Origin of the sequence: Streptomyces sp. NBC_00876 (assembly GCF_045207435.1) — a bacterium.
GTDB lineage: Bacteria > Actinomycetota > Actinomycetes > Streptomycetales > Streptomycetaceae > Streptomyces.
The window spans coordinates 7,159,046-7,184,373 of record NZ_CP108800.1 but is presented as its reverse complement, the minus strand read 5'-3'; the positions used below and the strand labels follow the sequence as shown (position 1 = coordinate 7,184,373).

24 protein-coding genes and 7 pseudogenes are annotated in these 25,328 nt (G+C 68.5%); 11 read left to right on the top strand and 20 right to left on the bottom strand.

What is annotated here, in order from left to right; all coding sequences use genetic code 11:
- Positions 1-2: 2 nt before the first annotated feature.
- The 3 genes from OG782_RS31485 to OG782_RS31475 all read right to left on the bottom strand — a co-directional run bounded on the left by OG782_RS31485 (position 3) and on the right by OG782_RS31475 (position 2,295).
- The gene (locus OG782_RS31485) at positions 3-914 is read right to left on the bottom strand and encodes a glutamate ABC transporter substrate-binding protein (protein ID WP_406456768.1); all 912 of its coding nucleotides are present in this window, start codon (positions 912-914) and stop codon (positions 3-5) included.
- 14 nt (positions 915-928) lie between these two features.
- On the bottom strand, positions 929-1,672 hold the full coding sequence (locus tag OG782_RS31480; protein ID WP_406456766.1) for an amino acid ABC transporter ATP-binding protein: 744 nt from the start codon (positions 1,670-1,672) through the stop codon (positions 929-931).
- A gap of 182 nt (positions 1,673-1,854) precedes the next feature.
- Complete coding sequence (locus OG782_RS31475) at positions 1,855-2,295, bottom strand: DUF6278 family protein (protein ID WP_406456764.1); 441 nt, start codon at positions 2,293-2,295, stop codon at positions 1,855-1,857.
- A 536-nt stretch (positions 2,296-2,831) separates the two neighbouring features.
- Here OG782_RS31475 and OG782_RS31470 point away from each other — a divergent pair.
- Entirely contained in the window at positions 2,832-4,028 is a 1,197-nt protein-coding gene (locus OG782_RS31470; protein WP_406456762.1) for a Cmx/CmrA family chloramphenicol efflux MFS transporter, read from the top strand.
- Complete coding sequence (locus OG782_RS31465) at positions 4,021-4,290, top strand: glutaredoxin domain-containing protein (protein ID WP_406456760.1); 270 nt, start codon at positions 4,021-4,023, stop codon at positions 4,288-4,290. The genes OG782_RS31470 and OG782_RS31465 overlap by 8 nt, the downstream gene beginning before the upstream one ends.
- Before the next feature lie 13 nt (positions 4,291-4,303).
- On the opposite strand, the gene OG782_RS31460 is transcribed toward OG782_RS31465, so the two are convergent.
- From OG782_RS31460 to OG782_RS31435, 6 genes are all read right to left on the bottom strand, one after another.
- A complete protein-coding gene (locus tag OG782_RS31460; RefSeq protein WP_406456758.1) occupies positions 4,304-5,083 on the bottom strand; it encodes an exodeoxyribonuclease III in 780 nt (259 codons plus the stop codon).
- A 49-nt stretch (positions 5,084-5,132) separates the two neighbouring features.
- Positions 5,133-5,795, bottom strand: a complete 663-nt coding sequence (locus tag OG782_RS31455) for an MBL fold metallo-hydrolase (protein WP_406456756.1) — start codon at positions 5,793-5,795, stop codon at positions 5,133-5,135.
- A 13-nt stretch (positions 5,796-5,808) separates the two neighbouring features.
- A complete protein-coding gene (locus tag OG782_RS31450) occupies positions 5,809-7,089 on the bottom strand; it encodes an alpha/beta fold hydrolase (RefSeq protein ID WP_406456754.1) in 1,281 nt (426 codons plus the stop codon).
- Between the two features lie 30 nt (positions 7,090-7,119).
- Entirely contained in the window at positions 7,120-7,530 is a 411-nt protein-coding gene (locus OG782_RS31445; RefSeq protein WP_406456752.1) for a tyrosine-type recombinase/integrase, read from the bottom strand.
- Positions 7,491-8,303 carry a tyrosine recombinase XerC gene (gene xerC, locus OG782_RS31440; RefSeq protein ID WP_406456750.1) on the bottom strand — a complete coding sequence of 271 codons (813 nt, stop codon included), beginning with the start codon at positions 8,301-8,303 and terminating at the stop codon, positions 7,491-7,493. The genes OG782_RS31445 and xerC overlap by 40 nt, the downstream gene beginning before the upstream one ends.
- A 267-nt stretch (positions 8,304-8,570) precedes the next feature.
- A complete protein-coding gene (locus OG782_RS31435) occupies positions 8,571-9,269 on the bottom strand; it encodes a winged helix-turn-helix domain-containing protein (protein ID WP_326694980.1) in 699 nt (232 codons plus the stop codon).
- A 62-nt stretch (positions 9,270-9,331) separates the two neighbouring features.
- Here OG782_RS31435 and OG782_RS31430 point away from each other — a divergent pair, with 62 nt between their 5' ends.
- Both OG782_RS31430 and OG782_RS31425 read left to right on the top strand, forming a co-directional pair.
- On the top strand, positions 9,332-9,790 hold the full coding sequence (locus tag OG782_RS31430) for an OsmC family protein (protein WP_406456748.1): 459 nt from the start codon (positions 9,332-9,334) through the stop codon (positions 9,788-9,790).
- Positions 9,787-10,191, top strand: a complete 405-nt coding sequence (locus OG782_RS31425) for a hypothetical protein (protein ID WP_326694978.1) — start codon at positions 9,787-9,789, stop codon at positions 10,189-10,191. Before OG782_RS31430 ends, OG782_RS31425 begins: the two co-directional genes overlap by 4 nt.
- 171 nt (positions 10,192-10,362) lie before the next feature.
- Here the strand turns inward: OG782_RS31425 and OG782_RS31420 are convergent, their stop codons facing one another.
- Positions 10,363-10,890 (bottom strand): transposase, encoded by a 528-nt coding sequence (locus OG782_RS31420; RefSeq protein WP_406459373.1) that lies wholly within the window; start codon positions 10,888-10,890, stop codon positions 10,363-10,365.
- A 41-nt stretch (positions 10,891-10,931) separates the two neighbouring features.
- Positions 10,932-11,426: a winged helix-turn-helix domain-containing protein gene (locus OG782_RS31415; protein ID WP_406456745.1), complete on the bottom strand. Its 495-nt coding sequence runs from the start codon at positions 11,424-11,426 to the stop codon at positions 10,932-10,934.
- 88 nt (positions 11,427-11,514) lie between these two features.
- Here OG782_RS31415 and OG782_RS31410 point away from each other — a divergent pair.
- A pseudogene (locus OG782_RS31410) lies at positions 11,515-11,766 on the top strand (IS5/IS1182 family transposase); the annotation flags it as partial.
- Here the strand turns inward: OG782_RS31410 and OG782_RS31405 are convergent.
- The 3 genes and pseudogenes from OG782_RS31405 to OG782_RS31395 form a co-directional block, all read right to left on the bottom strand.
- A pseudogene (locus tag OG782_RS31405) lies at positions 11,763-11,892 on the bottom strand (barstar family protein); the annotation flags it as partial. The pseudogenes OG782_RS31410 and OG782_RS31405 overlap by 4 nt on opposite strands.
- A gap of 150 nt (positions 11,893-12,042) precedes the next feature.
- Complete coding sequence (locus OG782_RS31400) at positions 12,043-12,450, bottom strand: DUF3592 domain-containing protein (RefSeq protein ID WP_124284583.1); 408 nt, start codon at positions 12,448-12,450, stop codon at positions 12,043-12,045.
- Between the two features lie 225 nt (positions 12,451-12,675).
- Positions 12,676-13,261 (bottom strand): annotated as a pseudogene (locus tag OG782_RS31395) (transposase).
- A gap of 444 nt (positions 13,262-13,705) precedes the next feature.
- Here OG782_RS31395 and OG782_RS31390 point away from each other — a divergent pair.
- Both OG782_RS31390 and OG782_RS31385 read left to right on the top strand, forming a co-directional pair.
- On the top strand, positions 13,706-14,899 hold the full coding sequence (locus OG782_RS31390; RefSeq protein WP_406459371.1) for a PP2C family protein-serine/threonine phosphatase: 1,194 nt from the start codon (positions 13,706-13,708) through the stop codon (positions 14,897-14,899).
- A 1,396-nt stretch (positions 14,900-16,295) separates the two neighbouring features.
- Complete coding sequence (locus OG782_RS31385) at positions 16,296-16,655, top strand: hypothetical protein (RefSeq protein ID WP_406456743.1); 360 nt, start codon at positions 16,296-16,298, stop codon at positions 16,653-16,655.
- A 115-nt stretch (positions 16,656-16,770) separates the two neighbouring features.
- On the opposite strand, the gene OG782_RS31380 is transcribed toward OG782_RS31385, so the two are convergent.
- On the bottom strand, positions 16,771-17,082 hold the full coding sequence (locus OG782_RS31380; protein WP_406456741.1) for an SCO5918 family protein: 312 nt from the start codon (positions 17,080-17,082) through the stop codon (positions 16,771-16,773).
- Between the two features lie 109 nt (positions 17,083-17,191).
- Here OG782_RS31380 and OG782_RS31375 point away from each other — a divergent pair.
- Positions 17,192-18,123: pseudogene (locus OG782_RS31375) on the top strand (IS5 family transposase).
- 15 nt (positions 18,124-18,138) lie between these two features.
- Here the strand turns inward: OG782_RS31375 and OG782_RS31370 are convergent.
- The 5 genes and pseudogenes from OG782_RS31370 to OG782_RS31350 all read right to left on the bottom strand — a co-directional run bounded on the left by OG782_RS31370 (position 18,139) and on the right by OG782_RS31350 (position 22,130).
- A complete protein-coding gene (locus OG782_RS31370; protein WP_406456740.1) occupies positions 18,139-18,543 on the bottom strand; it encodes a hypothetical protein in 405 nt (134 codons plus the stop codon).
- A gap of 46 nt (positions 18,544-18,589) precedes the next feature.
- Positions 18,590-20,104, bottom strand: coding sequence for a DEAD/DEAH box helicase (locus tag OG782_RS31365; RefSeq protein WP_406456738.1), 1,515 nt, complete (start codon positions 20,102-20,104; stop codon positions 18,590-18,592).
- A gap of 327 nt (positions 20,105-20,431) precedes the next feature.
- On the bottom strand, positions 20,432-20,635 hold the full coding sequence (locus tag OG782_RS31360; protein ID WP_076967088.1) for a cold-shock protein: 204 nt from the start codon (positions 20,633-20,635) through the stop codon (positions 20,432-20,434).
- 321 nt (positions 20,636-20,956) lie between these two features.
- A pseudogene (locus OG782_RS31355) lies at positions 20,957-21,740 on the bottom strand (hemolysin III family protein).
- A gap of 57 nt (positions 21,741-21,797) precedes the next feature.
- Positions 21,798-22,130: a MerR family transcriptional regulator gene (locus tag OG782_RS31350; RefSeq protein WP_406456736.1), complete on the bottom strand. Its 333-nt coding sequence runs from the start codon at positions 22,128-22,130 to the stop codon at positions 21,798-21,800.
- Between the two features lie 835 nt (positions 22,131-22,965).
- Between OG782_RS31350 and OG782_RS31345 the strand changes: the two are divergent.
- The 3 genes and pseudogenes from OG782_RS31345 to OG782_RS31335 form a co-directional block, all read left to right on the top strand.
- Positions 22,966-23,390: pseudogene (locus OG782_RS31345) on the top strand (ATP-binding protein).
- A 162-nt stretch (positions 23,391-23,552) separates the two neighbouring features.
- Positions 23,553-24,725, top strand: a complete 1,173-nt coding sequence (locus OG782_RS31340) for a PP2C family protein-serine/threonine phosphatase (RefSeq protein ID WP_406456734.1) — start codon at positions 23,553-23,555, stop codon at positions 24,723-24,725.
- Between the two features lie 230 nt (positions 24,726-24,955).
- A pseudogene (locus tag OG782_RS31335) lies at positions 24,956-25,171 on the top strand (aldo/keto reductase); the annotation flags it as partial.
- Positions 25,172-25,328 lie beyond the last annotated feature (157 nt).

Genomic DNA, 25,328 nt, shown 5'->3' with positions numbered 1-25,328 from the left:
TCTCAGTTCGCCGGGTAGCGGTCGATGGGCGGCGGCTTCGGCGCGGGCACTCCGGAGAGGCCGAGTGTCGCCTCGAACGCCTTCTTCCAGTTGCCGTTCTTCTCGTTGGCCTCCAGCGCGTCGTCGAGTGCGAACCGCAGGGCGTTGTCGGAGCGCGGCACGCCGATGCCGTACGGCTCCTCGGAGAACGGCTTGCCGACGACCTTCATCTCGTCGGGCGCCTTGGCGGCGAAGCCCAGCAGGATCGCGTCGTCGGTGGTGACGACGTCGACCTGGTACGTCAGCAGGTTGTCGACGCAGATCGAGTACGTGTCGTAGGCGACCAGGTCGGCCTTGGGATAGTCGGCTGCGATCCGCTGGTACGGGGTCGAACCGGCCGCCGAGCAGACCGTCTTGCCGGCCAGGTCCTGCGGGCCGTGGATGTCGTTCTCGTCCGTGCGGACCAGCAGCCCCTGCCCGGCCATGTAGTAGGGGCCGGCGAAGCCGACGAGCTTCTTGCGCATGTCGTTGATCGTGTAGGTGCCGACGTAGTAGTCGATCTGCCCGTTCTGCAACGCCGTCTCGCGGTTGGCCGAGGCGATCGTCTTGAACCGGATCGTCTTCGGGTCGAAGCCCAGCGAGGCGGACATCATCCGGGCGATCTCGATGTCGAAGCCGGAGTAGATCCCGGTGGCGGGGTCCTTCTCGCCCAGGTAGGGCTGGTCCTCCTTGGCACCCACCCGCAGATATCCGCGCTTCTTCGCCTTCGTCCAGGTCTTGGAGTCCGGCAGCCGGAAGGAGGTGTCGACCTTGTAGACCGGCAGCGCCTCGGGCTGCGGCCCCTTCACCGGCGGGCTGCCGTCCTTGCCGCAGCCCGCGGCGAGGACGGCCAGCAGGAGGCCGGCACACGCGGCCAGTACTTTCCTCGTACGCAACACAGGGCCTCCCGTCAGTGCTTGAGGATCTTGGACAGGAAGTCCTTGGCCCGGTCGCTCTCCGGGGCGGTGAAGAAGGCCTCCGGGGTCCGGTCCTCGACGATGCGGCCGTCGGCCATGAACACGACGCGGTTGGCCGCGGAACGGGCGAAGCCCATCTCGTGGGTGACGACGACCATGGTCATGCCCTCCTGGGCGAGCTGCTGCATCACCTCCAGCACCTCGTTGATCATCTCCGGGTCGAGGGCCGAAGTGGGCTCGTCGAAGAGAAGGGCCTTGGGATCCATGGCGAGGGCGCGGGCGATGGCCACGCGCTGCTGCTGACCGCCGGAGAGCTGGGCGGGGAACTTGTCGGCCTGCGAGGCGAGCCCCACCCGCTCCAGGAGTTCCCGGGACCGCCGGTCGGCTTCGTCCTTCTTCCGTTTGCGGACCTTGAGCTGGGCGAGGGAGACGTTGGCCAGCACGGTCTTGTGCGCGAACAGGTTGAACGACTGGAAGACCATGCCGACTTCGGCCCTCAGCTGGGCCAGGCCCTTGCCCTCCTCGGGCAGGGGTCTGCCGTCGATGGCGATGTGTCCCGACTCGATCGTCTCGAGGCGGTTGATGGTCCGGCACAGCGTTGACTTGCCGGAGCCGGATGGGCCGATGACCACCACCACCTCCCCGCGGCCGACGGTGAGATTGATGTCCTGCAGTACGTGCAACTTCCCGTAGAACTTGTTGACGTCCCGCAGCTCGATCAACGGATCGACGGCCATACGCTGCCCTACCCACTTATCGCTTTGTCGAGGTCAGCGCAAACTATCCATCCCGGCAAGGGACTTCTCACTCGACACGCGCCAATGGGGCATAAGGCGTTTTATCTCGCCGCACCGCTCACGGGGCAGTTCACCGGTCCGCTCACCGGTCCGCTCACGGAGCCGCTGCCCTAGCCCGGAGGTCAGCCCTCGGCCGACTCCGAGTACACCTGGGACAGCTCGGGACTGCCCGACATCGCCCAGTCCAGACCGGCCTCGACCACATCGATCTCGCGTCCGGAGGCGAGCCGCACGACGGGCTGGCCGCTCGGCCAGATGTGCCAGTGCGCGCCGGGGACGTTGCGCACCAGGACCGTGCCCAGATAGAGCCCCGCGTCATTGCCCAGCCAGGGCAGCTCCTCCGGGTCGTCGCGCCAGCGCGGCGGCAACTGGTCCAGTGCCGCCAACGAGGCCGGGGTGTCGTCCAGTTCGATCCCGCGCTCCCCGACCCGGACGCGGAGCAGCTCACATTCGGCGAGCAGTTCGGCCACGCCTTCCGGATCGACGTCGACGGCGGCCGCGAGCCCCGTCTCCGGCGTCCCGCCGTGACGCTTACGCCAGTTGTCCAAGAAAGGGATGTTCATACCGCTCAGGGTCGCATCCCGGTCCGGATCCGCACCACAGGGCGCGCGGCCTGTCGTTCGAGTGCTGAACACCACAGGTACGCCTCTCGTTCACCCGGAAACACTCCCGGCCACCGAACACACGACCTTTGGACACGCGCTCGATCCGCTCGGAGGGCGGGCGCGGCCGGCCCGCCGGAAAGGGGTGGAGGCACCCGGTCGTGGGCTGGTAGATTCGCGGCCATGCCCAGCCCCGAGTCCGACAGAAGCTAGCCACCGGTCCCCGGTGGCTTCCCGCGCCTGAGCCGGACTCCGTCTCTCCCGGCTGCGCGCGCCGCCGTCGCAGGACTCATGCGATGCGGGCTGCGGACTGTGGGACGCGCCTCACCCTGTGGGCAGGGGCGAAGTTCCCCAGCACTCCCTCACGGCCCTGCCGGACGTGCCGTCTCACGGCCACGTTCCTGCTGCCGTTCCGCCGCGTTGCCGCTCGTGCTCACGAGCGGGTGCGGCCCGCATCCCCGACCGGTTCTGTCCATCAGCCGTCCATGGGGTTCTTCATGCCGTTTTCTGTCTACGCGCTCGGGCTCGCGGTCTTCGCCCAGGGCACTTCCGAGTTCATGCTGTCCGGTCTGCTCTCCGGCATCGCCGCCGACCTGCACGTCTCCGTTCCCGCCGCAGCCCTGTTGACCTCGGCCTTCGCCGTGGGAATGGTGATCGGGGCGCCGCTCATGGCGCTCCTGGGGCGGAACTGGCCGCGGCGCCGCGCGCTGTTGTTCTTCCTCTGCGTCTTCGCGGCCGTCCATGTCGTCGGCGCGCTCACCTCCAGCTACGGCGTGCTCCTCGTGACGCGCGTCGTCGGTGCGCTGGCCAATGCCGGATTCTGGGCCGTCGCCCTGGTGACCGCGGTCGCCCTGGCCGGACCCGAAGCGCGGGCGCGGGCCACGTCCGTGGTGGTCGGGGGTGTCACCGTCGCCTGTGTGGCGGGGGTGCCTGCCGGGGCGTGGCTGGGCGGGCAGTGGGGGTGGCGGGCTGCGTTCTGGGCCGTGGCTCTCGTGTCCCTGCCGGCGATCGCCGTGATCGCCGCGACGATTCCGGCTGGGCGGTCCGGGGCCGCGCTGCCGAGCGCCCGCGCCGAGCTGCGGACCCTGGCCGGGCCCCGGCTGCTGCTGACCCTTCTGACGAGCGCGCTCGTCCAGGGTGCGACGTTCTGCGCGTTCTCCTACTTCGAACCGATCGCCCGGCACATCACCGGACTGGGGTCAGCCTGGGTTCCGGCGCTGCTGGCACTGTTCGGTACGGGCTCGTTCATCGGGGTCACCGTCTGCGGACGGATCATCGACCGCCGGCCGGTCGCGGTGACCGCGGCCGGACTGGTGGCGCTCACCGCCGGCTGGGTTCTGTTCGCATCGGCCGCAGGCAGCGCGGTGGCCGTGGTCGCGCTCGTCCTCGTACAGGGGATGCTGGCGTTCGGTACCGGGACCGCGTTGATCTCGCACGTGTTCCGGCTGGCGGACGGCGCTCCGACCCTGGCCGGTTCGTTCGCCACGGCCGCGTTCAATGTGGGCGGCGCGCTCGGCCCCTGGCTCGGCGGGCTGGCGATCGGCGCGGGATCCGGATTCCGGTCGCCGCTGTGGGTGAGCGCCGCGCTGATGGTGGTGGCGCTCGGCACCGCAGGAGCTGCCTGGACCCGGCGCAGCGCCCCGGCACTACGATCTGACGTACACGCGTACGAGCAGGGGAGTTCGGATGGCTGAGGACCGTAGCGGGGTGGTCGTCTACTGGCGCCCCGGCTGCCCGTACTGCATGAAGCTCCGCCTGCAGCTGCGGTTCACGAAGGTGCGCCGCACCGAGGTCAACATCTGGCGGGACCCCGAAGCCGCCGCGTTCGTCCGCTCCGTGGCGGACGGGAACGAGACCGTGCCGACGGTCACCGTGGCCGGGAAGGCCATGGTGAATCCGTCGAGGCGTCAGGTGCTGGAGGCCGTGCAGGCCCTGGCGCCGCACGCGGGCGCCTGAGCCCGGCCCTCGCTCAGAGGTCGAGGTCGACGACCACCGGGGCGTGGTCGGAGGCCCCCTTGCCCTTGCGCTCCTCGCGGTCCACGTAGCTGTCCTTGACCGCGGCGGTGAAGGAGGCGTTTCCGTACGTGAGGTCGATGCGCATGCCCTTGTTCTTCGGGAAGCGCAGCTCCCGGTAGTCCCAGAAGGTGTACGGGCGGTCGTACTTCAGGGGGCGCGGCATCACGTCGGAAAGGCCCTCCTCGCGCAGTGCGGCGAGGGCCGCCCGCTCGGCGGGGGTGACATGCGTGGCGCCCTCGAAGAGGGCCGGGTCCCAGACGTCCTCGTCGGTCGGGGCGACATTGAAGTCGCCGAGGACGGCGAACGGCCGCGCCCCCGCCGCGTCCCCGGCCACGGCCTTCTGCAGCGCCTCGAACCAGCGCAGCTTGTACGCGTAGTGCTCGTGCTCGACCTCGCGGCCGTTGGGCACGTACACCGACCAGAGGCGGACCGGGCCGCAGGTCGCGCTGATCGCCCGGGGCTCCTGAACGCCGTCGTACTCGGGACCGCCCGGCAGCCCCGTCACGACGTCGGCAAGCCCGGCGCGCGAGACGATCGCCACCCCGTTCCACCGGCCCGTGGCGTTGACCGCGGACTCGTAGCCGAGCTCGCGGAGCGCGTCCGCCGGGAACTGCTCGGCGGTGCACTTGGTCTCCTGGATGCACAGCACGTCCGTGCCGGTGCTCTCCAGCCAGGCCTGCAGCCTCGGCAGACGGGCGGTGATCGAATTGACGTTCCAGGTGGCGATGCGCATGTACGCAAACCTAGCCGCTCCCACTGACAGCCGGGCCTGGCGGCACCCGTCACACCTCCGTCGAGTCCCCCGGTGCCAGCCGTCCGTGGTCGCTGCCGCCGAGGCTGCCGATCTGCCGGTCGTAGATCGGCCGGGCGAGATCGGTGAGCAGCGCGTCGTGGATGTCGATGGCACGCCGCGGCCCGACCTCGCGGACGTAGTCGATGACCTCGGAGATCTTGTTCCAGGGGGCCATCACGGGGAGCATCAGGGTGTCGACCGGCCGGTCGGGCACCGTGAGGGCGTCGCCCGGGTGGAAGACCGAGCCGTCGACCAGGAAGCCGATGTTGGTGACCCTCGGAATGTCCGGGTGGATCACCGCGTGAAGTTCGCCGTGCACCTGGATGTCGAAGCCCGCGGCCGAGAAGGTGTCGCCGTGACCGACGGTGTGCACGCGCCCGGGGAACGCCGCGGCGAGCTGGTCGGCGACACTGCGCAGGGTCCAGATCTCGGCGGCCGGGTCGGCCTCCAGACCCGCCCGCAGCCGCTCCTCGTCGAAGTGGTCGGGGTGCTCGTGCGTCACCAGGATCGCCTCGGCGCCGATCGCGGCGTCCCGCTCCGAGAAGCCGCCCGGGTCGATGACGAGCGTGCGCCCGCCCTTCTCCAGACGGATGCAGGAGTGGGACTTCTTGGTCAGCGTGAGCGCGATCGGCTCGGGGTTCACGGCGTTCATGCGCTCCATCCTGCTACGCGGGCGGAGTCGTTTCGGCCTGAATCACCGACTGGGCGATCGTGAAGGCGGCGCCCGCGGCCGGAATCCCGCAGTACACGGCCGTCTGCAGCAGGACCTCCCTGATCTCGGCCGGCGTGAGGCCGTTGCGCAGGGCGGCGCTGACGTGTGCGGCCAGGCCCTCCAGATGCCCGGAGGCGACCAGGGCGGTGAGCGTGACCGTGCTGCGGGTACGCCGGTCCAGCCCGTCCCGGCTCCACACCTCACCCCAGGCGTACCGGGTGACGAGCTCCTGGAAGTCGCCGGTGAAGTCGTCGGAGGCGGCCATGACACCGTCCACGTGGGCGTTCCCGAGGACCTCACGGCGGATCCTCATGCCCTGCGCGTACGGGTCGGCGCGGCCGCCGGATGCCGGCTCGGGCTGCGGGACGGCCGCGGTGATCTCCGCGACGGGCAGCACGGGGGCGGAGGCGGGCCGGGGGGCGAAGGCGGGCACGGGGATGGCCGCCAGGGTGTCCTGCCACGCCGTGGAGAAGTGGGTGAGCAGCAGGTCGGTGACGGCTCCGGGCTGTTCGACCGGGGCCAGATGGGAGGCGCCCGGAACAACGGCCAGCCGGGCGTCCGGTATGCCCGCGACCAGGGTGCGCGCGTCCCCGGGACCGGTGACCCGGTCCTCGGCACCGACCAGGACGAGCGTGGGGACCCCGATGCGGCCCAGTTCCGTACGGATGTCGAAGGCGGCCAGGGCCTCGCAGGCGGCTATGTAGCACCCGGGGTCGGTGGTGCGGACCATCTGGACGGCCCACTCGACGATGGCGGGCTGTGCGGCGGCGAATCCCGTGGTGAACCACCGCTCCGGGGCGGTGCGCGCCATCGGCTCGAGTCCGTTCGTGCGGACGATCACCCCGCGCTGGCGGAACTCGTCGGCGCTGCCGAACCGCGCCGAGGAGGCCACCAGCGCCAGCGAGGCGACCCGCTGGGGGTGGCGCAGCGCGAGCTCGGCGCCGATCGCACCGCCGATGGAACAGCCCGCATAGCCGAACCGCTGGACGCCGAGGCCGTCGAGGGTGGCCAGCAGCCGGTCGGCGAGTTCACCGACGGCGGTGGCGGGGTGAGCAGGCGCGCCGCCGTGACCCGGAAGGTCGTAGCGGAAGACTCTCCAGTGCTGGGTGAGCTCGGATATCTGCCGGTCCCACATGTGCCAGGTGGTGCCGAGGCTTGGTCCGAGCACCAGCACGGGTGCGTCCTCTGGCCCGTCTACCTGGTACTTCAACGTCTTGTTGTCTGTCTGGCTCACAGTCCTACGCTCCCACGTCTCACAGCCATCTCACACACCCCCCTCCTGAGCCCTGTGAAGACCGCCCCATGTCGTAGCGGCTCCACGAAGATCCTCTACGTCCGGCTTCACGTACCAACGCTTGGTGGTCTTGACGTTGGTGTGCCCCGCCCATCGTGCCAGCAAGTGATCCGGCACCCCATGGTCAGCCAGGTAGGTGAAGCACGACGCACGAGCGTCGTAAAGGCGCACACGACGCAATTCCGCCTCTTCCATGAGCTCGTACGCACGGGTGCGGAGTTGCTTGATTTTGTGGACCTCTCCGGCCTCATTCACGCACATGTAGACGGAGTCCCAGTAGCCCTCCCCCAGAGCCAATCCCTCAGCCGCCTGGAGCGCTTTGAACCTCTTCAAGACTTCCTTTACCGGGAGAGGCACAGGGAGCGCGCGTTCCCCTGCCATTGACTTGGTGTCCTTCTCCACCAGTGTTTCGTTCCCATCATGGTCCGGGTGTTGGCCACGGTGAGCGTGTCAGTGGTCAGGTCGATATCAGACCAACGGATTCCAACGACTTCTGCCGGACGGAGACCCATGAGCGACAAGAGGAGTGGAGCGTAAAGCCTGTCGCTCTTCATGTGACCTACCAATGCGTGGGCTTCCGTGACGTTCCACGGGACTATTTGAGCCTTAGTCCTCCTCCCAGCCTTTCGAGCCTTACGCGGGATGCCCAGTTCCGATGCCACATTCATTGTCACGAGCCGCTCAGTCACGGCGCGATTCTGAACGTCCTTGAGCCGAGCAAGGCTCATGTCCACACTGGTTACTCCGAGACCCGATCCGGCTTTTGGACCACGAAGGCGACCAGCCTTGAGAGACCAGAGCATCCATGCTTCTACATCTTCCTCGGTCAGCTCTTGGAGCTTGATGCTTCCGAGCTGTCCTCGGCACCTATCCAGAGTGATTCGGTAATTGCAGATGGCGGTCTCTTCGAGGTCCTCCGCCTTCTTGTCCAGCCACTGATCAATCCACTGATTGACCGTAAGCAGGTGAGGCGGAACGAAGGTTCTCGTGTTCTGTTCGTTCTCGATGCGGGAGATCTCCGCCGTCACCTCCTTCGCCGTGTCCTTGGTGATGGTGAGTTGCCCACGCTTACCGCTCTCGTGCCTTCCGATTCCGATAACCGCGCGATAGCGAACCTTGCCAGACGCTAGGACGATCTTTTTCGGTTCGGACATCACCCCCACCTCTCAGAGTGTCGGCACTACAACCTAATGACGTTGCTGCATCGCATCCACAACGAGCATCCAGTTGAATGCGTGTCGGGCAAGGGACCACCTCACGCTACTGAACTTGAACTTGTGATGTCGCCCTTGCAGAGGTCAGAGTCGCGCGGTGGGATTTGGTTGCGCTGGCACCCGCCTTCCGCTGTCCCGTCCGAGGTGTTGGGCTTGTTCAACGCGGCTTCGAAAGCGCGGTGTCGCGACGATCATGGTTGTGTCGGTTCACCGGGCCGGGACGGCCAGGTCGATCCCCCAGGCTTCTTGCACGAGGTCGTGACCGCTTTGGGTGACGTTCAGGCCTCGCCCGGAGCGGTGCCTTACCACCCATCCGGCTTCAAGGAACTGTCTGCCGACTGCGGCACCCAGGGACCCGGCCAGGTGCGCGCGGCGTTCTGTCCAGTCCAGGCACCCGCGGGTGGTGGGGCGGCGGGCGTGGATCGCGCCGTCGACGTCCACCCCGACCCCGCGCAGTCCGTCAGCGCCGGCGCCGGTGAGGGAGAGCGACTCGCCGTCGGCCAGCCATCCCTGGCGGGTCCAGGCGTCCGTCAGCGCGATGCCGAGCTGCCCGGCGAGGTGGTCGTAGCAGAACCGTGCTGCAGCCAAGTTCTGCATCTCGCGGCTGCGTCGGTACCCCGAGACAGGTGTCGGCTCGGCGAGGACGCCGAGGGCCTCCAGGGCGGTGGCGACGCGCGGGCCGGCGAGCGCGTAGTAGCGGTGCCGCCCGCGCGACTCGCACGTCACCAGACCGGCGCCGACGAGGACGGCCAGGTGCTCGGAGGCCGTGGACGCGCTCACCCCCGCCCCCTGGGCCAGTTCCCCCGCCGGTCGGCTGGTGCCGTCCATCAACAGGTTCAGGAACGCCGAGCGCGCGGGTGCGGCGAGCGCTCTGCCCACGCTCGTGAAGTCACGGTCTCTGGTCATGGAGGAGAGGATACGACGACGCTTCGGCCGGTGCCGAAGCGTTCCATGCCTACGGTTTGGTCATGAGCACACACGCCTACCATGCCCGTCTGCACTGGGACGGTTCCACCGGCGCCGGGGTCCGCGGCTACTCGCGCGACCACACCGCTGTCGCCGCGCCCGCCACCACACAGGTGGGCCTGAGCGCCGACCCGGCCTTCCGCGGCAACCCCGACCGGTTCAACCCCGAACAACTCGTGGTCATGGCCGCCTCCTCCTGCCAGATGCTGTCCTTCCTGGGCGCCGCTGCCCGCGCCCGGGTGGACGTCCTCGCCTACGACGACGAGGCCACCAGCCACCTCGACCTCACCTCCGAACCCGGCCGCCTGGCCGCGATCCACCTGCATGCGACCGTCAGGGTTGCCGCCGGGACCGACGAGACCAGGGTCCAAGAACTCGCCGTGCAAGCCCACCACGACTGCTACATCGCCAACAGCCTGGCCGTCCCCGTCCAGGTCACCACCACCGTGGTGACCCCGTGAACGCCCGCCTGCAGGACATCGAGGTCCACTTGCCGAACCGGTCCGGAGCGCTGGCCGACCTAGGCCAGGCGCTCGGCAGCTGCGGGGTGAGCCTGGAAGGCGGCGGCGTCTTCACTCACAACGGGCACGCCGTCGCGCACTACCTCGTCGACGACGGCCCCGCCGCCCTGGCCGCCGTCAACGCCGCAGAGCTGGGCACCGCCGTCGTACGCGATGTCGCCATGACCAGGCTGGACCAGGACAAGCCCGGACAACTCGGCGCGCTCGCCCGCATGCTCGGCGACGCTGGCGTCAACGTCCTCGTCCAGTACAGCGACCACGCCGGCAACCTCGTCCTGCTTGTCTCAGACGAGCACACCACCGCGTGCCGCGACACGATCGAACGCTGGGAGCAGGGCTGACCCGGCATCCCGCTGGACACCTCCCGCCGCCGCGCACCCGGCCGTCCACGCCCCGGGCAAACCGCGCTACACCGTCGAGCAGACCTGCGCCCGGCCCCACCCGTTCAAGCGCCTCACCGCCGGACAAGGGCAGCATCCAGGCAGCCGAGATGGCCGCATCCGCGATGTCGATCACTTGTCGAAGGTCAGTCCGGTGCCCGCCAGGCAGCCGTTGATCACCACGGGGCGGTACTGGAGCATCTTGAGCTTGCGTTTCACCGCGCGGGTGACCTGGCTGAGGTCGGCGGCGGCCAGGTTGCCGATGTCGCGTTTGACCAGGGACCAGATGCCCTCCTGAGGGTTGAGGTCCGGCGCATATGTCGGTAGCTGGAAGACTGTGAGCCATGCGGTGTTGGCCTCGAAGAACTCCCGCAGCGGCGCGACCAGGTGCATGCGCAGGTTGTCCCACACCAGGACGATCGGGCCGCCGAGCTGGGTGTGGGCGCGGATGACCAGGTCGCGGTAGTCCTTCCACCCGAAGCCCTTCGGTTCGTCCTTGCGGCCCCGGTACTCGCGGATCGCGTAGATCAGATGGGACCGCTCGCCGGGCTTGTAGCAGGTCATGCCCGCCATGGAGACGCGGCCCGATCCCCGTCCGCGCACCCGGACGACCGGGGTGGAGCCCCGGCGCCCCCAGGTTCTGGCACGCGGCGGTGTCATCGACTGGCCGGCCTCGTCCTCGAAGACCACCCAGGCGTTGTTCACCGCCGCGGTGCTCTTACCCGCGGCCAGACCTCCCGCCGCCACAGCTCCACCGCATCGTCGTCGCGCTCGATCGCGCGCCGGGCGGGCTGCTGCCACGACCAGCCGTGCCGCCGCAGCAGCCGCCACGTGCCCTCCACGGTGTATGAGACGTGGAACAGCCGGCCGATCATCGTCTTCACCCGGGCCAGCGTCCACCGTTGATCAGCCCACCCATGCGCCAGCGGGCCGCGCTCCAACTCCCGCTCCAGCCTCGCTATCTGCGTGTCCGACAGTCGAGGCCGACCGGGCGAGCCTTTCGACGCCAGCCCGGCCAGGCCCTCCTCGCGCCACTGGCGCCGCCAGCGTTCAACCGACCGCTCCGAGACACGTAACGCGGCAGCGATCTCCCGGCTCTTCTCCCCGGCCCCGAAGCACGCCACGGCCTGGAGCCGGACCTGCTCTCGCCCGGCCCTCTCGGCGTCGGTCAAGCCACCACCCTGCGGATATCTCACCCCGCCAGGACTACCGAAGCCACCCGCTCGCTGTCCGGAATACAGCCCGACATCACCCGATCAAGTTCAGTAGGCCGGAGTCCGAATCCTGCGAAGCGGACTCGGCAGGCCACGAACCCGCCCTGCGGTCGTCCTTCCGGATCGCGCCCAATCCTCCCGCGCGATCCGTGGGTACCCCCGTCGACGCGGCATCCGTGCGGTCATCCCGCAGCCCGCCGACCAGGTCGGCCACCGCCCGCGGCGAGGCCGCGCCGGAGGCTGGCCCCCCGGCTTCAACGTCGAGGCATACAAGGAGTGCAATGCCGTCGAGCGATGTATCGCCCGACTCAAGCAGTGGCGACCACGCGTCCAGATTCCGGCCGAACCACTCCGGCAGCCCGCATGGCTCACTCACCGCGTCCCAGAAGTCGTTGAGTGTCTCGATCAGTCGACCACACAGGTCAACGACCAGCTCGCTATCCGTCATCACAGCAGACCAACCAGCCCGCCCCACGAGGCACTCACCGGTCAAAGAGACAGGCTCTAGCCTCGATCTTTCGTGACGGTCCGCCGGCTCCGTCGGTCACGAAAGATCGAGGTTAGGCCCGTGTCGGCGGCCAGGTGGTGCGGAAGATCGTCAGGTGAAGAGGTCCATGAACAGCCCCACAGCGAGGAAGGCCCCTCCGACCCCGCCCACCAGGCATGCGAACAGGCCAGGTTCGCCGTAGCCCTGCAGACGGGCCCGTCGGGGCTTGGCTGGGTCGTACCGGACGCGTATCCGAGTTGGGTAGTCGATCGGATACAGCCGGCCGACCTTGGATTCGACCCTGACCTCATCGCTGTCCGGAGGGGTGTAGGCGACCTCGGGATAGAAACGGGGGTCGCCGTCGCCGTTTGTGTCCTCCCGGACGTAGACGATCTCCGCCTCGATCCACTGCCCTCGGGTAAGGAGGCGGAAGTTGGTCCACGCCTTCACGAAGGCCCAACCCGAGAGCCCCGCCGACACAGGGATGAAGGACGCCATGACGATCTGGTCCAAGTTCACGCGGGCAGGCTATAGCGCCCCTCGGACGCGACAGGCCGTACGGTCAGTACCGACCGCCGGGCATAACCTCGAAGTTTCGTGACGGTCCGCCGACGGAGTCGGTGGACCGTTTCGTGTCGTGGGCTGAGGCTGGGCGAAACGAAGACCCGAGTGTCACCTCGGGATGGCGCCGGGTCCACTGCTCCGGCTGTTGAGGTGCTGTCGCAGGGACGGGAAAGCCTCTGGTCATCCAGGGTTCGGCAGGCGCCCGAGCCGGTCGAGGGCTGCGGTGATGTGACCGGTCCAGGGCCAGTGCAGGGCCAGGCGGAGGATCCGGCGGCGGCCGGTGGTGACGAGTTGTCCGGCCGCGGTGAACAGGCGCAGCCGTAGGCGGCGGGGTTCCCAGAGTCTGGCCTTGCCGGTCAGGGATAGCATCGGCATCCAGGCCAGCAGGTCGAGAGCGATCTGCACGATCTCCAGCCAGATCCGGTTCTGGGCCGTGCGGTGCAGAGGCAGGTTGCGCAGGCCGGTGGCCCGGGCGGCGCGGATGCGGTCCTCGGCCCGGGCCCGCAGCCGGCTCGGCCCGCAGCATCCCCACGTCGGCCAGGCAGTCCCCACCCAACGCGACCGCCAAGGCCACGTCCAGCAGGACCTTGCCCGGATCATGCACCGCCCGAGCCTTCCGCCACGGCGCCAGCGCCGCCGATATCGCGGTGTCCAAGCCGGCCTTGCGGACCGTCTCGACCAGCAGCACACCCCCGGCCTGCGAGACCACCGCCCGGCCACCGCCCTCGACGCGGACACGCGGGTACGACCCGATACGCTTCTTCACCTGGAGAGTGCTTCTTCCGTGCAGCCAACAGGACCCTAGACAAGTCCCATCGTTGCAGTTCAGGAGCACTCTCCGCTTATTTGATCAAGCCTCGGACAACCCACCTCATGAAAGCCCGCGGCTAGGGCGACGCGCACGGCCAGCGGAGCTACGCCTCATCCGTCTGGTGACTCACGCGGTCCTGCGATGGGCTTGGGCAGCTGGTCGAGGGCCTGCCAGGCGGTGTGCAGGACTGCGGTGCGGTCCTTGGCGGCGTTGATGCGGGCCACCGGTCCCAAGGCCGGAAAAGCCCCGGGCTCTCGGCCGCCGCCACGTCCCCGTCAGGCAGCACATTCTCATCACCCGGGATGGTGATGACGGACAGTGCCCGAGTACTGATTCCTCGGCTGAGGCGCTGCGGGGCGGGTGAGCGGGCAGAAGCCCTCTTAACTTTTGGAGGCTGTGGTGGTGTTTGATCGGCTTGGACTGGCTGAAGTGCTGGCTGCAGCAGAGGATGCCGCGCCGGTGGACTCGCTTGATGTCGTGGCCCGCAATCTGCGTGCCCGGTTCGGTGCGCGGTACGTGTCGTTCCTGTTCGTCGACGTGGTCGGCAGACGTCTGTTGCGGGTGAACGACACAGCAGGCGCCCCGCAGGGTCACCGAGCTGAGAGAGTCCCCCTCGCCGGCAGTGGCATCTACGACAAGGTCCTGCGCGCCCAGAGGCTTGTGCGGGTGGAGGAGGACGGGCAGGGGCAGCGGATTCTTGCCCCGGTGACCAACCGGGGTGACACCATCGGCGTGCTGGAGCTGTTCCTCGACGTCGTGACCGAGGACGTGCTGGAGCAGGTCGAGGAGGCCGCGCACGCGCTGGCGTACATCATCGTCACCGACCGTCGATTCACCGACCTCTACCACTGGGGCAATCGCACCACGGCGGTCAGCCTGGCGGCGGAGATCCAGCGCCAGCTCCTCCCCTCCGCCCCCTCGTGCGAGGCGGGGGAGTTCGCCCTCGCCGGAGCTCTGGTTCCGGCCTCGGACATCGCCGGAGACACCTACGACTACAGCCTCGACAGCAACGCTCTGCACCTGTCCGTCACCGACGCCATGGGCCACGACGTCAATGCCTCACTCATCGCTACCCTCGTCGTGAACGCCTCCCGCGGCGCACGCCGCGCCGGAGTGGATCTCGCCGAACAGGCCCGCCAGATGCATCAGGCCCTCCTCGACCACGGGCGGCACACCTTCGCCACCGGCCAGCTGCTGCGCATCTCCCTTGACGGGAGCCTCGCCCGGCTTGTCAACGCCGGCCACCCCGAGCCCCTCCGGCTGCGCGACGGCACGGTCGAGGAGCTGGGCCTGGCCGTCGACATGCCCTTCGGCTTCACCTCGCAGAGTTCCTACCAGGTACAGGACATCGACCTGCGCCCCGGTGACCGTCTCGTGCTGTACACCGACGGCATGCAGGAACGCGAAGCGCAGACAGTCGACCTGCCCGGTCTCCTGCTCCAGACCGCCGCTGAGCACCCACGCGAGGTCGTCCGCACTCTGGTAGCCGCAGTTGCCGACGCCTACGGCGACCGACCACCCAAGGACGACGCAACCGTCCTATGCCTCGACTGGCAAGGCCCCGCAGCGAAACCTGCCGATCGGGCGCCCTGAGCCAGCTCGGGCTCTCCCAGGTGGCGGTACAGGCGAGCAAGCTGCAGACCGGACTGCCGACATAGCCCTGAGCGAGCACCACCACGCGGTCTTGGCAGAGAGAGACACATTCCGGCAACTCCTGCGTGTCTCCGCCGTAGTCCGCGAGGTGCTCGGCCCAGCATCCGTGGCGCGGCCGGGGTGGGCTGATCTTCATCCGCCGTAGGTGGAGATGCCGATCTGCCGCCCTGACGGGTGACGCGTGCACGCGGAAGGGGCCGCGTGTGCGGCGGGGAGCACGACCGCGCGTCCAGGACAGCGGTAGTGGCGGCTACGGGGAGAGCGCGGAGGCGTCATCGGCTCGTGAGAACGGTGAGGCCCTGGGGCGGGTGGTCCGGTACGACTTACCCGCCTCTGGGGTGATGCGTGAGCGGGTTCGCCCACACGGAGAGGGCCCAGGGCAGTACCAGGACTGCATGATCACCAACACGGTGCGCGGCCTCGCTGCCGCCCTCACTGCCCTTCCCCTCCTCGCAATCACCCCGGCGGCCCATGCAGCCGACCTGCCGGCCCCGGCACCTCGCCCGTTCGCTGCAGCCGATGCTGCGCCCGGACCCGTTGCGGTGCCTGTGCTGTTGACGCTGTCCGACGCGGTCTCCAGGAGGCCGACGTCGATCCTTCCGTGGCCGGCGTCATGGATACGCAGATCGCGAATGCCCCGCAGATCGTCCTTGCCGCCGGTGGAGAACAGCCCCCATGCGATCAGGTCGGCCAGGCCCTCGGGATCGGCGTCGGCCGCGAACCGGATGACAGGGCGCGTCTCGTAGGGGATGACGCGCACGATGCGCAGCGGCCTGGTGGTGTACGTGGTGGGGTGCTCCAGCTGGGCCCGCAGGACCTGACCTTCCAGGAACGCCTGGTCGCCTTGGGCGGCGGGGATAAGCGGGCTTCCCTGTCAACATCCCGAGTCGGCGGGCGAGAACGGCCTCGACGTACGCCCTCAGCTCGAGGCGCTGCTGCCCTCCGTCGTACGACCACGCGTTCGGATCTCTGCGTTCGTCGTCCACACCCACACAACGAGAGAGGCGACGCCGGGACTGTCGGCCGGACGAGTCCGCTTCCTGACTGTGCTCCGGTGGGGGTGAGATGATGGGCCCAACCTCGAGAAGTCTGTCGGCGTACACCGCAAAGTGGCGCTGGCAAGCTTCACGCCCGACACCTTCCCCTCCTCAATTCAGAGATCATCAACGCCGAGTGGATGTCGCTTCTTCCTCAACGTTGCATGTGTGCGCCGGTTAGCTGGGCGATGAAGGAACAGTGTGGTTCGCGCCGCGCTCGTCTGTGCAGTTCGATCTTGCATGTCGCAGCAGCGCCACCACTCAGGCGGACCGAACGGCGTTGATTAGAATTGCTTCTCATGTCGAAGCCTGACGAACTGCTTGTTGACGTTGCTGCCTCGGTGGAGTCCGGGCACAGCAACCAGATGACTCTGACCGTGGTCGCCGGTGGCGCTGTCATCACGGGTCGGCTGGCTCCCGAAGCTGTCTGGAGGCAGCGGGTGTCCGAGGTCCTGGCGGACTCGGCCCGTCTCACTGAATTCTCCGCCGTCTTCACCGCTACGACGTGTGAGGAGACGGCGCCCACGCATCTGCATTTCCATGTGGCGCGGATTCTGCAGGGCACGGTGGGGATCCCGGAGACAGGCGGGATGTACCGCGTGGCGATCGGTGACGTCAGCGCTTGGACCGTGGGCGACTTCAGCTACTCCGACCAGTAGAGATGCAACGCCGCGCGTTGATGGAGCGCGTGGCAACGCGGTGAGGGTCCGACCGGCACCAGCCGGTCGGACCCTCACTCGTTTGTTCTGGGGGCGGCTCGCGCCCGCTCGTCGGTCAGACGGCGGCAGGGGCGCCGAGCATCGCGGAAGCCTGTTGGAACGGGGTGGGGACACGTTTGGGCGCGGCGGTTGGGCGGAGGCCGGGGCAGGTGAAGCCGAGCTGAGTCATGGCCCGGAGAACTTCACCGGCGCTGAAATCGCGGCGGTCCTGGTGCGTGATGGCCTGCCCGACCTGCTTGACCGGGTAGGTGCGGCGGCCGATGATCACGGATTCGCCGATGACCTGTTCGGGCTTGATGCCCTTCATGGATTCCAGGACGCCGCTCTTGGTGAGGTCGAACGGGAAGCGGGCGATGACACAGCGCATGATGCCTCACGGGGAGAAGAAGGGGATGGCTCTACCGCGGTGAGGCGGCTCTAGGCACTGTTTCTCGGATCTCCTGACGTACGTGGGGTGTTGGGGTCAGGCTGTTTGTATGGGCCGTGGCGATCTGACGAATGCGGAGTGGGACCGGTTGGAGTCGTTCTTGCCTCCTGGTGGGGCCCGCGGGGGCCGGTGGAGTGACCACCGTCGGGTGATCAACGGGGTGCTCTACCGGGTCCGGACGGGCGTGCAGTGGAGGGATCTACCGGAGCGGTTCGGGCCGTGGGAGACCGTCTACAAACGCCATCGCCGCTGGTCAGCGGATGGAACATGGGCGATGCTGCTGTCGCGGATCCAGGCGGCCGAGGATGCCGCGGGCCAGATCGACTGGGACGTCTCGGTGGACTCGACAGCTGTGCGGGCCCACCAGCACGCCGCCGGCGCGCGCAAGGCGACGGCGGTCGCGGCCCCTCAAAAGGGGATCGCTGGGGGGACGAACCAGGTCGATCCGGTGTTGAGGAAACTGACGGTCCGGTTGGAGGAAGTGGTCAGATCGGCGAGTGTCTGGGACGTTCCCGTGGCGGATTCACCACCAAGATCCACCTTGCCGCCGACGGGCGATGCCGGCCCCTCGCCCTCGTCCTGACGCCCGGACACTACGGTGACGGCCCCCAGTTCGAGCGAGTGCTGGAGCAGGTCTCCGTGCCCCGCATCGGAGTCGGCCGACCTCGGACCCGGCCCGACCATGTCCTGGCGGACAAGGCCTACACCTCTCGGAAGAACCGTCGTTACCTGCGGCGACGCGGCATCCGGCACACCATCCCCGAACGCCGCGACCAGCAGAGACACCGCAAGAATCGCGGTTCCCGAGGCGGTCGTCCCACCGGTTTCGACAGCGAGCGCTACAAGAAACGCAACACCGTCGAACGCGCAATCAACCGCCTGAAGGGCTTCCGCGCCGTCGCTACCCGCTACGAGAAACGCGCCTACATCTACCTCGGCACCGTCACCCTCGCAGCCCTCGTCATCTGGCTCAGAACATGATCCGAGAAACAGTGCCTAGTGGGCAAGGGCGAGGACGCCCCGAGCGCTGTCCTGGTCTTCGACGACCGGGAGTGCAGCGAGCCGGCGGCCCAGGGCTGCGTGCTCGGCTTCGGGGGTCGTGGGTACGGGTGATGTGAACGGCTCACTGTTGCCGAGGATGTCGCGCAGTTGGACCCGGTCCGTGTACGCGGGGCTGTCACGGACTGCGGTGAGCTGGCCCTGGGTGACCAGTTGGGTGCACAGACCGTCGTTGTCGCAGACGGCCAGGTGTCCGGTGCGGGCGCCGGCCATGACGGACAGAGCGACTTCGATGGTCATGTCGTCGCAGACCTGCAGTGCGTCTGTGTCCCTGGCGTCGGCCGCAGTCCTGTGTGCGGGGGTGACGTTCGTCGAGTGGGGCTGCATCTGAACCAGGGTCAATAGGTGCCTCCTGCAGTGGTGGGTCAGTTTCCTGATCATGAGGTTTCTAGGCCGCCGTCGCGTCGAAGGAGGTCTGCCGCACGGTCCTGCGCGGGGCAGCCGAGGTGGGGCTGCGTCGGCCGCGTGAGGCCGCGCTGCGCTTACGCCGCTCGGCCACCGGCGCGGTGATCGTGACGGGGATGCCGGAGGGCGCCTGGGCACCGGTGATCTGACTCAGCGCCTCTTCTCCGGCGCGGATCTGGGTGATCTGGGGCACGATCCCGGCGGCGGTCATGAGACGGCTCATGTCGCGGCGCTGGTTGGGGGTGACCAGGGTGACGACGCTGCCGGACTCGCCGGCCCGCGCGGTGCGGCCGCCGCGGTGGAGGTAGTCCTTGTGGTCGGTCGGCGGGTCGATATTGACGACCAGGTCCAGGTTGTCGACGTGGATGCCGCGGGCGGCGACGTTCGTGGCGACGAGCACGGTGACGTGCCCGGTCTTGAACTGAGTAAGGGTTCGGGTGCGCTGCGACTGGGCCTTCCCGCCGTGCAGTGCGGCGGCCCGTACCCCGCTGGCCAGGAGGTGGTCGGTGAGCTTGTCCGCGGCGCGCTTGGTGTCCAGGAACATGATCACACGGCCGTCGCGGGCCGCGATCTCGGTGGTCGTACGGTTCTTGTCCGCGCCGTGCACGTGCAGCACGTGGTGCTCCATCGTGGTGACCGCGCCGGCGGACGGGTCGACGGAGTGGACGACCGGGTCGGTGAGGTAACGGCGGACCAGAAGGTCGACGTTGCGGTCGAGGGTGGCGGAGAACAGCATCCGCTGGCCCTCGGGGCGTACCTGGTCCAGAACTGCGGTGACCTGGGGCATGAAGCCCATGTCGGCCATCTGGTCGGCCTCGTCCAGGACGGTGATCGCGACCTGGTTCAGCCGGCAGTCACCGCGGTCAATGAGATCCTTGAGCCGGCCCGGCGTGGCCACGACGACTTCGGCGCCGCCCCGCAACGCGTTGGCCTGTCTGCCGATGGACATGCCGCCGACGACGGTGGCCAGGCGCAGCTTGACCGAGCGAGCGTAGGGGGTGAGCGCGTCGGTCACCTGCTGGGCCAGCTCACGCGTCGGGACGAGGACCAGGGCCAGCGGCTGGCGGGGCTCGGCGCGCTGTCCGGCGGTGCGGGCCAGCAGGGCCAGGCCGAAGGCGAGGGTCTTGCCGGATCCGGTGCGTCCGCGTCCCAGGGCGTCGCGGCCCGCGAGGGTGTTGGGCAGGGTCGCGCCCTGGATCGGGAACGGGACGCTCATGCCCTGCGCGGTCAGCGCGACGAGCAGGGGGGCGGGCATGTCGAGGTCGGCGAATGCCTCGACTGCGGGCAGTGCGGGAGTGATCGTCTTCGGCAGGGCGAACTCGCCCGAGGCCGCGGTGGACCGCCGGCCGTGGCCGCCCGAGCGGTTCGGGCCCCCGGAACGGCTCGGGGCGGGCGAGCCGAAGCGGCTGCCCCGGCCCGAACCGGCGCCCGAACCGAAAGCGGGGCCGCCGGTTCGGCGGGTTCGGGAGATGCGGTCGTTCGTACGTGTGGGGTTCATTTTGGGAACCTTCCTTGATACGGCGCGTATCAAGGAATTCCCGCAGCGGAAGAGCAGCGCGGGGAATCACAAGAACGGGCCTAAATGGAATCCGAAAGTGAAGCCGCCATGCAGGAATCCGGTGCGGGGTGCAGGCGATGAAATGGGTGACGTCATATGGGCGCGAGACCCCGGGACGTCGACGGGTATGGCCCCAGGAAAGGCGTGCCCCCTGGAGAGGAGCTGAGGGCGGTTTTGTCCCGCAGGAGGTGTCACTGAGGGAAATGCCCGTAGCTGGGGCCCGCACCCCGAGGGATGCGGGCCCCAGCTACGAAGTGCGCGTCAGCGTCAGGCGGGAACGATGTTCTCGGCCGTCGGGCCCTTCTGGCCCGGTGCGATGTCGAAGGTGACCTTCTGACCTTCGAGCAACTCACGGAAGCCCTGGGCGGCGATGTTCGAGAAGTGGGCGAACACGTCAGCGCCTCCACCGTCCTGCTCGATGAAGCCGAAACCCTTGGCCGCGTTGAACCACTTCACAGTGCCAGACGCCATGTCATATCTCCTTGTGGGGCAGTACGCCGGCACCCGCAATCCACGGATACCGGGTCGCCGCGATGATGCCCCACCCGAAGAAGAACCGGAAATACAAAGTGCTTCTCGCAGCTAAATGCTGAAGTAAGCGCTGAAGATTTTGGGAACCATAACTGCAACTGAGGTCGACACTAGCACGCGGGAACGGCGCCCGTCCGGTCACTGACGGAATTCTGCTGCGTCGGTAGAAACACTCTGAACGCGGCATTCTTAATCCTCATCCGGCCGCAATAGATAAGCGAGTAGGAGTGAACGTCTTTTATGCCACATGGCCGTCGCCTGTCAGGTGGCTCCCAGGAAGATGGCTGTGCAGTGCGCGGCGAAGGCGGCGATGGTGAGTGTGTGGAAGACCTCGTGGAAGCCGAACCAGCGCGGCCAGGGGTCGGGGCGCTTGAGGCCGTACACGGCGGCGCCCGCGGTGTAGAGCAGGCCGCCGGCGATGACCAGGGCGACCACCGCGGTGCCGCCGGTGTGTGCGAAGTCTGGAAGGTAGAAGACGGCGGCCCGGCCAAGGGCGATGTAGCACAAGGTGTAGAGCCGGCGCGGGGCGTTGATCCAGGAGACGCGGAATGCGATGCCGACCGTGGCTCCGCCCCAGACCAGGGACAGCAGTATCCGCTGCTGGCCCGGGGGCAGCAGCAGTACTGCCAGGGGTGTGTACGTGCCGGCGATGATCAGGAAGATGTTCGCGTGGTCCAGTCGCCGCAGGACGGCTTCCCCGCGCGGATCCCATGTCCCGCGGTGGTAGAGGGCGCTGGTGCCGAACAGCACGCAGGCCGACAGCGCGTACACCGAGCAGGCGGCGACTGCCGCCGCCGAGCGGGCAAGGGCGATCTGGACGATGCCGCCGGCCAACGCGAGGGTGGAACACTCCGGCGTGCAGCCAGCCCCGCATCCTCGGCTTCAGCGCAGCCACCGCGCGCTGAAGAGTGTCCTCCGGTGCGGCGCCCATACGCCGGGCGGGCGGAACGGGAGGAGGCGGATCGAGCGCCGGAAGGCGGTGGGCGCCAGAAAGTTGCTGGGGTTCGCGGCTCCGTGCCGCCGGATGGGTATTTTCAGCAGTCATGTGCTGATGCGGGGAATCGGTGGACGGCGGATGTTGGAAGGTTGCCGTGACCGCGGGTCAGTTGCCGGGCGCGGGCTGGGGTGCGGTGCGGCGGTACTCGGCGTTGATGCGTTGGGCTTCTTCGAGTTGGTCTTCGAGGATGACGATGCGGCAGGCGGCCTCGATGGGGGTGCCCTGGTCGACGAGTTCCCGGGCTCGTGCGGCGATGCGCAACTGGTAGCGGGAGTAGCGGCGGTGGCCGCCCTCGGAACGCAGCGGGGTGATCAGGCGGGCTTCACCGACGGCGCGGAGGAAACCCTGGGTGGTATTGAGCATCTCGGCGGCCCGGCCCATGGTGTAGGCCGGGTAGTCATCATCGTCGAGACGGCCGAACGAGTCGTCTGCTGTCATCTGTACCTTCCTGTGGAACACACGTCGGAGGGGCCCTGGTGCCATTGGCACCAGGGCCCCGAAGGAACTGCTACACCATCAGCCGGCCTTGATCGGCTACGCCGGCTCTGTGTTTCCGCATACCTGCCGGGAAGAGGTCCGGGGGTTGCGGGGATCGCGGTTGCTTGACCGGAGACCACCTCACTCACGATGTCCTGCGGTACCCGGGCTCAGCACTCCGCCCGGGCGATCCTGATGGCGCCTGGCTCCTCCGTTCTTCCCTCGGGTGATCAACTGCGAACTGTGGGTACTGCTCATTCGGTACTGCTGGCGATGCGAACTACTCGTGGCTCAATCGAGCGCCACGTTCCGGCAGTCAGCCCCGTCGCCCGTCCTGCGTCTGCTCTGGCTTGGAACCCCACTGCCGAACTTCCCGGTACGCGCGCCGCAGTCTGACGCCTTTACCGAGGGACCACTGGTACTGCGACTGCACTTGCGTACTGCGGTACTGCCCACGGTGGCCCCTGATCACTGCGGGCCACCCGGTCCGGGGCCAGTCCCGTCGCCCCTTCTGCAAAGAACTTGGCTTCGGAACTCCACCACCGCACCGACCTGCACTTACGTGTACTGCTTCCCGGCAGTTCGTCTCTGCCGGGCCGCTCGATCTCTTGGCTACGGGCAAAACACTAACCCCAGCGCGACCCACATGTCTACCTCCGCCATGGCAGATTTCCTGCACGGACTGACAGTGATGTCCTGCGGTGCGCATTACCTGGAAACTGCACTGAGCACATCCGCCGGGAGGTGTGAGGGGCTCGCGGAGCGGGCAGGTGGGGTGTCACGTCACAAACCGCGTATGAGCAGTACGACGACGATCAGCGTCACTTCGACGCCCCCTGTACCGGCCGTGGTCCAGGGCGACAGCGCGGCCTGTACCGGCCGGGCTCGCCAGGCCACCCGTGCCTTCACCGCCCGCCTCACCCGGTATCCGACCCAGACAGGGCGGACACGCTCGTCCTCGTGGTCTCCGAGCTCGTCACCAATGCTCTGCGCCACGGCGGCGGCACCTTCACTCTCCGCCTGAACGTCCACTCCGACGCCATCGAGATCGCCGTCGACGACAGCCCACGGCTGCCGCGCATGCGCACCCCCGACCTGACCGGCACCGGCGGCGGTTTCGGCTGGCCCATGGTCAACCGCCTCGCCCGCACCACCGCGATCACACGCCGAACAACGCCTTGCAGCCTCGCACGCGGGCACGGCTGCTTCGAAAGGCGATAGTTGTGTCCCGCCGCCTCGCCGGCAGGCAGGTGGTCTCGTTTGCGAGGGGCTGAGCGCGCCTGGTGTCCTGAGAAGGCGCAAGGTGGAAGTGGTGAGAGATTCGCTGATCGGTACCCGCGGTCAGGGGCGGAGCGTGCGTAGGGCAAGGCTTGGGAGGCGACGATGCCGGGAGACCCGTTCGGGCTGACCAAGCTGCTCGCCGCAGCGGAGGACGCGGCGCCGGGGGCGTCGCTCGCCGTGGTGGCACGCAATCTGCGCGACCGGTTCTACGCGCGGGCGGTGTCGTTCCTGTTCGTCGATGTCGTCGGCCAGCAGGTGGTGCGGGTCAGCGACGAGACCGCCTCGCAGTTCGACCGCCACGCCGGTCGTATCCAACTGGCCGGCAGCGTCTACGACCGAGTGCTGCATGCCCAGGAACTGGTGCAAGCCCCTGACGCCGGTCACGGAATGCGGGTGCTCGCCCCGGTGAGCAATCGCGGCGACACCATCGGGGTACTGGAGTTGTCCCTGCCGCACGTCAGCGAGGAGATCCTGGAAGAGGTACGCGAGGCCGCTCACGCGCTGGCGTACATCATCGTCACCGACCGCCGCTTCACCGACCTCTACCGCTTGGGCCAGCGCGCCACCCCGCTCAGCCTGGCCGCCGAGATCCAGCGACAGCTCCTGCCCGACGCACCATCCTGCGAAGCCGCACAGTTCGCGCTCGCCGCGTCCCTTGTGCCCGCCGAATCCGCCGCCGGGGACACCTACGACTACACCCTCGACCACGACACCCTGCACCTGTCGATCACCGACGCCATGGGCCACGACGTCAACGCAGCACTCATGGCCACCCTCCTGGTCAACGCCTCACGCGGCGCCCGCCGAGACGGCACCGACCTGGCAGAGCAGGCCCGCCGGATCGACCAGGCCCTCCTCCACCACGGCAACCACACCCTCGCCACCGGCCAGCTCCTGCGCGTCGCGCTGGACGGAACCGGCTCACAGCTCGTCAATGCCGGACACCCTGCGCCCCTGCTCCTGCGCGACGGCGCAGTGAAAGAGGTGGCCATGGAGGTCGACCTGCTATTCGGCGCACCCGGCGGCACCACCTACCGCGTGCAGGACCTCGACCTGCGTCCCGGCGACCGCCTCCTCCTCTACACCGACGGCATGCAGGAGCGACAGGCCGGCTCCGTCGATCTGCCCCGCCTGATCCGTGACACCGCCTCCGAACATCCCCGCGAGGTCGTGCGCGTCCTGGCAACAGCGGTCACCGACGCCTTCGACGGCCGCCTGGCCGATGACGCCACCGTACTGTGCCTCGACTGGCACGGCCCCCACCACGAGAGCTGACCCGAGCCGGACACAGCACGCCGGACCGGCTCAGCCCCGCGACCCGCTCACGGCTGGAGGACCTGATCGCGGGCGACGGAACCGAGCAGGGCATCGATGGCGACGGCGGGGCAGCCGGGGGTGGGCGGTCGCGCTTCGCCGAGCTGAAGACCGACCGCGGTGCTCCGGGCCTGGAGAGCTTGCTGGCGGAGGTGAACGAGCTGGAGTGGGTGCGGCGCCTGGAGCTGCCCGGAACCACCCCCGCGCAGACCGCCCTGGCATGGACCCTCACCCGCGGCAACGACATCACCTCCATCCCCGGAACCCGCCGCGTCACCCGCGTCGATGAGAACACCGCCGCCGACGCCGTCGGGCTGACCGCCGCCCGGCTCGACCGCCTCAACAACCTCACACCCGCCGCTGGCGAACGCCACGACGAGGCCAACATGGCCAGCATCGACCGTTGACGGTCGGCGCCTACCCCAGACCTGGGCGCGGCAATGTACTGCGTGCATGCCGCCAACCGACAACAGCCGACGTCGTACAGGCGGTCAGCCGTCAGAAGGCCGGCCGCCTGGGCGTCGCCAGCTACGAGGTCGCCTTCGAACCCTTTCCACGGCCGCG

Bases quoted from the DNA above. Each gene is read 5' to 3' on its own strand.
- OG782_RS31430 (WP_406456748.1), top strand. From the start codon at position 9,332: ATGAGCACACACGCCTACCATGCCCGTCTGCACTGGGACGGTTCCACC.
- OG782_RS31455 (WP_406456756.1), bottom strand. From the start codon at position 5,795: ATGAACGCCGTGAACCCCGAGCCGATCGCGCTCACGCTGACCAAGAAG.
- OG782_RS31465 (WP_406456760.1), top strand. From the start codon at position 4,021: ATGGCTGAGGACCGTAGCGGGGTGGTCGTCTACTGGCGCCCCGGCTGC.
- OG782_RS31445 (WP_406456752.1), bottom strand. From the start codon at position 7,530: ATGGCAGGGGAACGCGCGCTCCCTGTGCCTCTCCCGGTAAAGGAAGTC.
- OG782_RS31385 (WP_406456743.1), top strand. From the start codon at position 16,296: ATGTCGAAGCCTGACGAACTGCTTGTTGACGTTGCTGCCTCGGTGGAG.
- OG782_RS31470 (WP_406456762.1), top strand. From the start codon at position 2,832: ATGCCGTTTTCTGTCTACGCGCTCGGGCTCGCGGTCTTCGCCCAGGGC.
- OG782_RS31350 (WP_406456736.1), bottom strand. From the start codon at position 22,130: ATGACAGCAGACGACTCGTTCGGCCGTCTCGACGATGATGACTACCCG.
- OG782_RS31340 (WP_406456734.1), top strand. From the start codon at position 23,553: ATGCCGGGAGACCCGTTCGGGCTGACCAAGCTGCTCGCCGCAGCGGAG.
- OG782_RS31460 (WP_406456758.1), bottom strand. From the start codon at position 5,083: ATGCGCATCGCCACCTGGAACGTCAATTCGATCACCGCCCGTCTGCCG.
- OG782_RS31475 (WP_406456764.1), bottom strand. From the start codon at position 2,295: ATGAACATCCCTTTCTTGGACAACTGGCGTAAGCGTCACGGCGGGACG.
- OG782_RS31365 (WP_406456738.1), bottom strand. From the start codon at position 20,104: ATGAACCCCACACGTACGAACGACCGCATCTCCCGAACCCGCCGAACC.
- OG782_RS31435 (WP_326694980.1), bottom strand. From the start codon at position 9,269: ATGACCAGAGACCGTGACTTCACGAGCGTGGGCAGAGCGCTCGCCGCA.
- OG782_RS31380 (WP_406456741.1), bottom strand. From the start codon at position 17,082: ATGCGCTGTGTCATCGCCCGCTTCCCGTTCGACCTCACCAAGAGCGGC.
- OG782_RS31480 (WP_406456766.1), bottom strand. From the start codon at position 1,672: ATGGCCGTCGATCCGTTGATCGAGCTGCGGGACGTCAACAAGTTCTAC.
- OG782_RS31420 (WP_406459373.1), bottom strand. From the start codon at position 10,890: ATGACACCGCCGCGTGCCAGAACCTGGGGGCGCCGGGGCTCCACCCCG.
- xerC (WP_406456750.1), bottom strand. From the start codon at position 8,303: ATGTCCGAACCGAAAAAGATCGTCCTAGCGTCTGGCAAGGTTCGCTAT.
- OG782_RS31360 (WP_076967088.1), bottom strand. From the start codon at position 20,635: ATGGCGTCTGGCACTGTGAAGTGGTTCAACGCGGCCAAGGGTTTCGGC.